1 protein-coding gene is annotated in these 2405 nt (G+C 43.8%); it reads left to right on the top strand.

What is annotated here, in order from left to right; genetic code table 11:
• The first annotated feature begins 463 nt into the window (after positions 1–463).
• Entirely contained in the window at positions 464–1384 is a 921-nt protein-coding gene (locus ACYTXL_RS30490) for a PEP-CTERM sorting domain-containing protein (RefSeq protein ID WP_461927886.1), read from the top strand.
• Positions 1385–2405: the final 1021 nt, after the last annotated feature.

Below are 2405 nucleotides of genomic sequence, written 5' to 3'. Positions count from 1 at the left end.
TGCAATTAATGTTGACTGCGACTAAAGTCGCACGAGCCGTTTCCCTCTCAGCACTGAAGTGTCTGAGTTTCCCACATCCCGCGAGGTTCTATGACCCAGGAGAGTGACAGCTTTTCTATGGGATGCAACGCTCTGTGCAGGGAAAAAGTGCCAAAGTACGATTGCAATTGACCCCTGACTTCTAACTCCTGACTTCCGACTTCCAACAACTAGTAGTCTTCCAAGGCAACTTTGTTAGCTAGCTTCACGTCTTCATAGAAACTTGTACATCATTACTTACGTAATTTTACTAGTATAATTTTGATTATGTAATTTTACTAACATAATTTTTAATTTGTTATGGAAATACTCATTAAGGCTTATTGGAACATTCACTGATTAATCCTCCCCTGCTGGCAGTGTCTTAACATACCATCGGATAAGATTTGAGCACAATCAAAAAAGTTATTCCTAAGCCTACCCTATGCGTTACTCTAAGCTTCTTTTCTCTGCTGCGATCTCGTTTGCTTCCGTTTGTTTAGGTGTCCAGCAAGCTTCCGCAGGAACTTTGTCTTCTAGTGGTTGGGACTATACGTTTGGTAATCCTAGCAATGCTTCCGGCGGTTCAGACTACAGCATTGATGCAATGGCGATTAAGGATACAGGAAGCCAAATCCTCGTTGCCCTGAACGGGGGGATGCCCTTAAGTGGAGTTTCTAAGAATAACTATTGGACTAACAATAGCCCGATCAATATTGGCTATGGTGACTTATTCTTTAACTTCACTGGTCAAAGTTTCCAAACCGCCAGCCAAGATAACGAATTGTACGCGCTTAGATTTGCCACTGACGCGGCTAACCCTTTGCCGATAGGAGTTTACTCAGGGGTTTCTGCTAAAACTGATACCCTATCCCATGATGGTTATTCCAGCCTGAAGTGGTACTTTCAGGAGGGATTTGGAACCAACGGTGACTTTACAAGCGAGCAAAATGAGTACAGCTACTTGTATGGTCAGAGCGTTGCCGCCAACCCGACTGGAGTTGCTTGGAGTTCAGATACGAGTTCTGCAGCAACCAACACCCCTATCCTCAATACCATCAGTTCTGGTACTTATGTGGGTGGAATTACAGCACTGACTACATCTGACCTCATAAGTAATGGATTGAACTTCACTAACTGGAACAATAACGCCACAGGAAGTTATACCATTGCTTTCGCCATTGACAAATCTTCCCTGGGCGTAGGGAACTATATGGCCAACATCTTCATGCAGTGCGGTAACGACGGAATTGGTCTACAGGGCAATGTTAAGGCTGTCCCCGAACCTAATACTGTGGCTGGAATTGTGGTCGGTGCATTACTGATGGGAACTCTGGGTCGTAAGCGTCGTCGAACCGTGGCATAGTTGCTAGACCCTGTAGTCGATTGAGACTAGTGGTCTGTAAGTGAGTAAAGAACTACCATTACTCACCTGCCAATATGAAAAGTGCCAGACTTAAAGAGTTTCGTCAAGTAGCTTACAAATATAGGAATTATATTTGATTTCTGAAAAAATCTCGGTAGTAATGTTGCAAAAAAATTGTCGGTTGGGGAGCCACTGCGTTGCGCGGGTTTCACGCGTTGTAGCAAGTGGCGTTGGAGGCTTTGCCAAAGCCAACATCCTGATAATCAGTTGGGTTGCGCTCCGCTCCACCCAACCTACGTCTAGGTCTAATGCACTATTTTAGCCTAGAGGGTCCACTACGTGCATTTCAAAAATCAAATACTAGTTCTATATTTAGCTTAAATAGTAGAAGCGTCTCACCTACCCGATAGGGAGGTGATGAGATGAATACACGTGAGTGACGAATTGACCAACGAGCAAAACCATCGCATAGCGAAATCAGCAATGTTGGTCGATGATAGCGAAGCGTTAGCGGGTACTCCCGCGTCGGAATGAACACTTTGTTGGTTTTCTTCAAAATATTTTATATAATTTTAATCACATAGGTGTAACTCAATTAAATGCTGAAAAGCAGCCGATGAAAAAAGTTCAAAATTATCTCCAAAAGTCCCTAGTACAGCACGGCGTAAATAAGCCACCCATTTGTAATCTCTGAAACCCTTGCTAAAACGTAATTACGAATTACGAATTACGAATTACGAATTACGCGAAGCGGTACTAGGGCATAGTGGCTCTAGAGCTTCAGTTAATGTCCTCCTAAAGGAGTCGCCCAGATGCCCACACTCACCCTCATTGGGAGTGTGTGGAGTATGTCACGTAGATCCTTCATACGCGACCTTTGAATTAACAGATGCCATATTGCTAATCCGCAATGTTTACTGCTTAGCTGCCCTACGGAAAATTAGTTGGGTTCTAGCAAGTTTGCAATCGCCCTCACTAACTCCTCTGGCTCTACAGGTTTTGTAATGTGAGTTTGAAATCC

It is taken from the genome of Nostoc sp., assembly GCF_054880495.1.
This window is presented reverse-complemented; position numbering and strand designations above follow the sequence as displayed.